The organism is Pseudomonas sp. TKO26, from assembly GCF_003225665.1.
Taxonomy (GTDB): Bacteria; Pseudomonadota; Gammaproteobacteria; order Pseudomonadales; family Pseudomonadaceae; genus Aquipseudomonas; species Aquipseudomonas saponiphila.
Map to the genome: position 1 here is coordinate 257,661 of NZ_QKLN01000037.1, position 7,392 is coordinate 265,052.

The 7,392-nt window shown below is 63.6% G+C and carries 7 protein-coding genes; 5 read left to right on the forward strand and 2 right to left on the reverse strand.

The genetic code is table 11. The annotated features are described in order from the left end of the window. Positions 1-110: 110 nt before the first annotated feature. From msrB to DNK59_RS26960, 3 genes are all read left to right on the forward strand, one after another. Positions 111-503: a peptide-methionine (R)-S-oxide reductase MsrB gene (gene msrB, locus DNK59_RS26950; RefSeq protein ID WP_092312191.1), complete on the forward strand. Its 393-nt coding sequence runs from the start codon at positions 111-113 to the stop codon at positions 501-503. Between the two features lie 102 nt (positions 504-605). Continuing rightward, positions 606-1,091: a glutathione peroxidase gene (locus tag DNK59_RS26955; RefSeq protein ID WP_092312194.1), complete on the forward strand. Its 486-nt coding sequence runs from the start codon at positions 606-608 to the stop codon at positions 1,089-1,091. Further along, entirely contained in the window at positions 1,088-1,552 is a 465-nt protein-coding gene (locus tag DNK59_RS26960) for a MarR family winged helix-turn-helix transcriptional regulator (protein ID WP_092312197.1), read from the forward strand. Before DNK59_RS26955 ends, DNK59_RS26960 begins: the two co-directional genes overlap by 4 nt. On the opposite strand, the gene DNK59_RS26965 is transcribed toward DNK59_RS26960, so the two are convergent. Further along, a complete protein-coding gene (locus DNK59_RS26965; protein WP_092312200.1) occupies positions 1,536-3,857 on the reverse strand; it encodes a response regulator in 2,322 nt (773 codons plus the stop codon). The genes DNK59_RS26960 and DNK59_RS26965 overlap by 17 nt on opposite strands. Before the next feature lie 164 nt (positions 3,858-4,021). On the opposite strand from DNK59_RS26965, the gene DNK59_RS26970 reads away from it, so the two are divergent. Both DNK59_RS26970 and DNK59_RS26975 read left to right on the forward strand, forming a co-directional pair. Beyond that, complete coding sequence (locus DNK59_RS26970) at positions 4,022-4,912, forward strand: ATP-binding protein (protein ID WP_016965075.1); 891 nt, start codon at positions 4,022-4,024, stop codon at positions 4,910-4,912. Then, entirely contained in the window at positions 4,909-5,391 is a 483-nt protein-coding gene (locus DNK59_RS26975) for a GAF domain-containing protein (protein ID WP_016965076.1), read from the forward strand. Before DNK59_RS26970 ends, DNK59_RS26975 begins: the two co-directional genes overlap by 4 nt. A 6-nt stretch (positions 5,392-5,397) precedes the next feature. Here the strand turns inward: DNK59_RS26975 and DNK59_RS26980 are convergent. Continuing rightward, positions 5,398-7,392: HD-GYP domain-containing protein (locus tag DNK59_RS26980; protein ID WP_110725178.1), on the reverse strand; the 1,995-nt coding region annotated here is incomplete at its 5' end.

Genomic DNA, 7,392 nt, shown 5'->3' on the forward strand with positions numbered 1-7,392 from the left:
ATGGGTGTAACGCGGCTGCCAGACTGGCGTCTGACGAGGCGCAATCATACGTGCCGCCCGATCCGTGGAAAAGCCACAGATCGGGCTTTTTCCGTTGCAGAGGAAGGACCATGGAAAAGCTGGAAAAAACCCTGGAAGAGTGGCGGGCAATGCTCGATCCGGAGCAGTACAACGTTTGCCGGCTCAAAGGCACCGAACGTCCGTTCTCGGGCAAGTACAACGCCACCAAGGCCGATGGCGTCTATCACTGCATCTGCTGCAACGAGCCGCTGTTCGACTCCCGGGCCAAATTCGACTCCGGTTGTGGCTGGCCCAGTTTCTATGAGCCGATCGCCGACAGCGCCATGGTCGAGATCCGCGACATGAGCCACGGCATGATCCGCACCGAAGTGGTCTGCGCCAAGTGCGATGCCCACCTGGGCCACGTTTTTCCGGACGGTCCGCCACCCACTGGCCTGCGTTACTGCATCAACTCGGTGTGCCTGGATCTGCTGCCGCGCTAGTCAGCAAGGCGACTCTTTGGGTCGCCTTTTCATCAATTAAATTGCACACAATTTAATTGGGAGCTATTTTTATCGGCTCTTATCTTGAGTGGAATTGCTGCCATGACCGACTCGCTGCTGACTATTCCCTGCATCACCATCAAGGGCGAACACAAGACCCTGGCGGACTTCGCCGGCAAGGCCGTGCTGGTGGTCAATACCGCCAGCAAGTGTGGCTTCACCCCCCAGTACAAGGGGCTTGAACAGCTGTGGCAGACCTACAAGGACCAGGGCCTGGTGGTGCTGGGTTTTCCCTGCAACCAGTTCGGCAAGCAGGAACCGGGTGACGAAGGGGCGATTTCCGAGTTCTGCGAGCTGAACTACGGCGTCAGCTTCCCGCTGTTCAAGAAGATCGACGTCAATGGCGCCGCGGCCCACCCGCTGTTCGTCCAGTTGAAGAAGCGCGCCCCCGGTGTCCTGGGTTCCCAGGGCATCAAGTGGAATTTCACCAAGTTCCTGATCGGTCGGGACGGCAAGCTGGTCAAGCGCTTCGCTCCGGCGACCAAGCCCCAGGACCTTGGCCGCGAGATCGAAGCCCTGCTCAAATGAACGACCAGCCTGTGGATGCTTCCCTCCAGCTCGACCGCCAGCTGTGCTTCAAGCTGTACGCCGCCTCGCGGGCGGTGGTGCGTGGCTACAAGCCGATGCTCGACCGCCTGGGCCTGACCTACCCGCAGTACCTGGTGATGCTGGTGCTGTGGGAGTGGCAGGCGACGCCAGTGTCGCAGCCGACCGTCAAGGCCCTGGGGGAACGCCTGTTGCTCGACTCCGGAACCCTGACCCCGCTGCTCAAGCGTTTGCAGCAACTGCAACTGGTGCAGCGTCAACGTTCCGGACGCGATGAGCGGGAAGTGCACCTGAGCCTGAGCGAAGCCGGGCTGGCGCTGCGGGATCGGGTGCCGCCGCTCAAGGCGGCGCTGTTGTGCGACAGCGGAGTCGATCTCGACAACCTCGATCCGTTGCGCGATGGCCTCGATCACCTGCTGCAGCAGATCAGAGCCTTGTCGTAGTCGGCACCCACTGGTCCAGCAGGGCGATCAGTTCCTCGCGGCGAAATGGCTTGGCCAGGTAGTCGCTCATGCCCGCGGCCCGACAGCGTTCACGCTCCTCGGGCATGGCGTTGGCGGTCAGGGCAATGATCGGCAGGTCCGGCCAGCGTCCGCTGCGACGGATCTGCCGGCTGGCCTCGTAACCGTCCATGACCGGCATGTTGCAATCCATCAGCACCAGATCGAAGCGGTGGTGCTCCAGCTGGTTGAGGGCTTCGGCACCGTGGGCGGCCACGGTCACCGCGCAGCCGAGCTTGCTCAGCATGCCCTTGGCCACCAGCTGGTTCACCGGGTTGTCTTCCACCAGCAGAATCTCGGCCCGACGAATCTGCGTCGGCATATTCAACTGGGCGTCGTTGAGGGTGATGGTTTCTGCCAGCAACGAGCGGCGCAGGGTCTGATACAGAGCATTGCGCGCCAGGGGACGGGCCTGTTGCTGCAGTGGCGCCAGGGCGCTGGCCTCTTCGCTGGGCAGGAAGCTGCCATAGGCGGTCACCAGCAGGATTGGCGCGGTGATGGCCGGGCGCAGGCCAAACAGGCATTCCGGGCAATCGGTGATCAGCAGATCGGGATTGACCCCGGCCAGTGAGGCCTCGATGTCGTAGCGCTGGTAGTCCAGGCCCCAGGTCGGCAGGAGGGAATCGAGCAATTCGGCCAGGCCGCTACCGGCATCGGTAATGCCCACGACCTTTCCGGACAAGGCCGGCGGCGGGGCCGAAGGCGTATGGCAAGGCAGCGGCAGATCGGCGCAGAACTGGCTGCCAAAACCGACCTCCGAACTGATGCTCAGGCGCCCGTGCATGGCTTCGCACAGGTTGTTGGTCAGCGCCAGCCCAAGGCCGGTGCCGCCGTACTGGCGGGTGATGCCGGCACCCGCTTGGGTATAGGGCTGGAAAATCTTCACCTGGGCTTCCTGGGCGATGCCGATGCCGGTGTCGCAGATCTCGATGCGCACCCCGTCGCCCAGGGTGCTCAGGCGCACGTCAACTCGGCCGAAGCGAGTGAACTTGAGGGCATTGGACAGCAGATTGCTGACGATCTGCCGCACCCGCATCGGATCCCCCAGCACCAGGGCCGGAAAGTCCGGAGCGATCAGGCAGGCCAGTTCCACACCGGCCGCAGCGTTCTGCGACAGCAAGTTGGCGGTGTCCTCCACCAGCACCCCGAGGTCGAAGGGAATGCGCTCCAGCTCCAGCTGCCCGGCGTCGAACTTGGACATGTCGAGAATATCGTTGAGCAGTTCCACCAGCACCTTGCCGGAGTCGTGGGCGATGGACAGCTGCTGGCGCTGTTCGGGGTTCAGAGGGCTGTCCAGGGCCAGGGCGATCATCCCCAGCAGGCCGTTGAGCGGGGTGCGGATCTCGTGGCTCATGTTGGCCAGGAACGCGGCGCGGGCCTGGGCCATGTCCAGCGCGGTGCGTCGGGCAAGTTCCAGTTCTTCGTTGGACTGGCTGAGCCTGGCGTTGCTGGCCTTGAGCTCGGTGGTGCGCGCCGAGACGATGTTTTCCAGTTGCCCGAGGTACTCGGTCAGGCGGTTCTCGGCAATGCGCCGCTGCTGGATTTCCGTGGCCATGATTTCGAACTGCTGGTTGGCGACCTTGACCAGCACCCCGACCTCATCGTTTTCATGGCCCGGGGGGAATTCCAGCGGAGTCTGTTGCGGGCTGCGCGGATCGCGGCTGCTCAGCTCGCGGATCACCCCCACCAACGGCTTGGTCAGCATCACGTAGAACAGGGCCAGGAGAATCCCGGTGAGGATCAGGCTGCGGGCAAAACCGTTGATCAGGGTGACCTCGGCGCGGCGCAGGAAGCGACTGCCGAAGGCATAGGTGTCCACGTCCAGGTGCAGGGTGCCCAGGGATTCTTCCGGCAGGTGGCTCAGGTACAGGCGGTCTTCGAACTGACGGTCGGCGCCGAACAGGAAGTCGCTCAGGGCCCGGTAGCCGCTCTGTTGCGGCGGGCGCTCGACGTTGGCCAGCAGGGTGCTGTTGTTGTCGATCAATTGCGCGCGAATGATCGCCGGGGAGCGCAACAGACCCAGGGTCAGTTCCTGGGCCAGTTCGGCGTCGATGTTGTAGGCAATGCGCGAGGCCGGGTTGTGGCTGATTTCCAGCAATGACTGGATTTCGCGATTGATGGAGGCGTCTTCGCTGGCATAATCGATGCCGATTTGCAGCAGACTGAGCGCGGTCCCCAGAATGAACCCCACCAGCACGGTGAGCCGGGCCTGTTTATAGGACAGGCGGTTGGTGAACTTGATATCCATGGGGGGTTGAACCACTTTCGTTTCCCTTCGCTGCGCAAGCATAGCTGATCATCTTTGGTTGCCGGTCGTAGCGGCAGCAGCTGACAAGGCGATAGACCCTCTGATCAGGACGGCGTTTGGTCTGTGTGCCGCATCATTACCTTGAACGTGCCCGAGGAAAAGCCGTGGATGCCCGATTGAATGCATTTCTTGAACGTGCCGACGCCGTACTGGCCCGGATCGAACCGCTGTTGCCGACCCTGCGCCAGAGCATCGACTGGAACCAGTGCCTGGCCGCGCGCTGGCAGCGCGAAGGCCGCAGCGGCTTCCTGCTGCCCCTGGAGGTCAGCCTGGACATGCGCCTGAGCGATCTGATCGGGGTCGACAAGCAGCGCGAGCAACTGGCGCGCAACACCCGGCAGTTCCTCGATGGCCTGCCCGCCAACCATGCCCTGCTCTGGGGCTCGCGTGGCACGGGTAAATCCTCCCTGGTGCGCGCCTTGCTGGCCGAACATGCCAAGGGCGGCCTGCGGCTGATCGAGATCGAGCGTGATCACCTGGCGGACCTGCCGCGGGTGGTGGAGCAACTGGTCAAGCTACCCCAGCGTTTCGTGCTGTTCTGCGATGACCTGTCGTTCGAGGCCGGCGAGGGCGATTACCGGGTGCTCAAGAGCGTGCTCGACGGCTCCCTGGAACAGGCCCCGGAAAACGTGCTGCTGTACGCCACCTCGAACCGCCGGCACCTGGTGCCGGAAAAGGAAAGCGACAACGAAAACTGGAAGCGCGTCGACGGCGAGTTGCACCCCAGCGAAGCGGTGGAGGACAAGATCGCCCTGTCGGACCGCTTCGGCCTGTGGTTGTCGTTCTATCCCTTCACTCAGGAACACTTTCTCAATGTGGTGGAACACTGGATCGGCGAGCTGGCGCGCAAGGCCGGCTTGAGCTGGCAGCGCACGGAGGAGCTGGACATTCTGGCGGTACGCTGGGCCACGGGGCGGGGCAACCGCAACGGCCGGTGCGCCTATCAATTTGCCCGCTATTGGGTGGGCTTGCAGTTGTTGGAGCAAAAAGCATGATCGATTTGCAAAGTGCCGGCCAAGGTCTGGATGGCTATGGGCTGCTGTGTGCCCAGCTGGAGTCGCTGCTGGCCGATGAGCGTGACTTCATCGCCAATGCCGCGCAGTTCTCGGCGTTCCTGTTCAGTCAGCTCGACGACCTGAACTGGGCCGGCTTCTACCTCAACCGCAACCAGGAATTGGTGCTGGGCCCGTTCCAGGGCCAGATCGCCTGCGTGCGGATTCCCTTCGGCCGTGGCGTCTGCGGCACTGCGGCGGCCACCCTGCAGACTCAGCGGGTGGAAGATGTACATGCCTTTGCCGGACACATCGCCTGTGACAGCGCGTCCAACAGCGAGTTGGTGGTGCCTCTGGTCAAGGACGGCCGGCTGATCGGCGTACTCGATCTGGACAGCCCGAAGCTGGCACGCTTCAGCCCGGCGGACCAGGCCGGGATCGAGCAACTGGCGGCGATTTTCCTGCGCCTGAGTGACTGCTGACCGCCATCAGGCGCTCAACCCTGCCTTTTTCAACAGCGCCTGCCGATCCACCGCATCGATCTGCTCTGGTACCAGGAAGCGCTCGGCGTAGCGCTGATAGATCTGATCCTGGAGAAACAGCTCGAACAGCTCGGGATCGATGTGGGCGTCGCGGCACATCATGGCCATGATGTTCAGCGCCTCGCTGAGGGTCTTGCCCTTCTTGTAGGGGCGGTCCGCGGCGGTCAGGGCTTCGAAGATATCGGCAATGGCCATCATCCGCGCCGGCAGGCTCATCTGTTCACGCTTGAGCTGCTTGGGGTAGCCGCTGCCGTCCATCTTCTCGTGATGGCCGCCGGCGATCTCCGCCACGCTCTGCAGGTGGCTGGGGAAGGGCAGGTGGTTGAGCATGATGATGGTCTGCACGATGTGGTGATTGATCACATAGCGCTCCTCGGCGGTCAGCGTGCCCCGGGGCACGCTCAGGTTGTACAGCTCGCCACGGTTGTACTTGTGGGCCGGCACCTGGAGCTTGAAACCCCAGGGATTGTCCGCGGTCATGATCTCCACCGCGCTGCGCTCCAGCAGGTGCTCCGGCTTGTCCGCCAGCAGCCGCTCCTGCACTGGCAGGCTGGGCGCCGGCGTGCGTTCCTGGCGCCGCTGCTCTTCCCAGGAAACCCCCAGGCGATCATCCAGGGTCCGGGTCCAGGTGCGCTGGGCGATATGCTGCAGGCGCTGCTGGTCGGCTTCGGCCATGAACTCGGCCCCCAGGTTGCAGCGCGCGACAAAGGCGAAGTCATCGTCCAGGGCGCGCAGGCGCGCGTCGCGCTCGGCGGCCAGGGCCGTGACGTCGCCCCCTTCGGCCACGGCCTGCCAGTAATTGATCCAGGCATCGCGCTTGAGCACTTCGAAGCGGGTACGGATTTCGTGGATCCGATCGTTCAGGGTTTCCAGCTTGGTGGCCTTGTCCACCACGTACTCCGGGGTCGTGACCTTGCCGCAATCGTGCAGCCAGGCCGCGATATGCAAGGCCTCCCATTCGTCATCGGTAGGCTGGTAGGTGGCGAACCGCGGGTCGTGGCTGGCGGCCGCGGCCTCGGCCAGCATCAGGGTCAGGGCCGGCACCCGCTGGCAGTGGCCGCCGGTGTATGGGCTCTTGGCGTCGATGGCCCCGGCCAGTAGCTGAATGAAGGCGTCCAGCAGTTGCTTCTGCTTGTTCTGCAGGCGCTGGCTCTCGATGCACAGCGCGGCGGTGGCGGACACTGCCCGGATAAAGGCGATCCGATCCGGACTGAGTACGTCCAGGTCCGCCTCGGCGCCGCTGTCTTCCAGAAACAGCAGGAGCATGCCCACCATTTCGTGATGGCGATTGCGCAAGCGCAGGCCCAGCAAATGAGCGCTGGGACTGTCCAGGGCCAGCAGCACGCTTTGCAGGCTGCCGGCCTGCTCAAAGCCCAGGGTGGTGACCACGGTGTCGCTGTCGGTGAGTTGGCGCAGCCAGTCCGGAAGTCGCTGGTCGCTCAGGTCCTTGGTGGCGATATTGAATCGCGGTAGATCCTGGTGTTCGCCGTCGATGATCAGGCCATGGGGTTCCAGGCGCGCGCCCTTGCTTTCAGAGAGATAGATCAGGCCGGCCTTGGCCTGGGCCAGTTTGACGGTTTCCGAGAGCACTCGTTGCAGCAGCGGGTCGAAGCGGGTTTCTGCCGACAGGCTGGCATTGATCTCGAAAAAACTCGCCAGGGTGTCTTTCATCCTGGCCATGGACACGCTCAGTTGATCCACTTCCAGCACCGGCGAGCGGCGTGACATCGGCACTTTGAAGTCGAAACTGCGGATGGCGTCGGCTTCCTGCACCAGGGCCCGCAGCGGTCGCACCAGCACGCGGGAGATCAACCAGCCCAGGGGCAGGCACAGCAGCAGGATGGTCAGGGTGATCAGTGCGCCTTGCCAGCGCAGGCGGTAGGCATCGGCCAGCAGCTCATCCTCGGGTACCAGCAAGGCCAGTTGCAGCCCGCCCGGCCC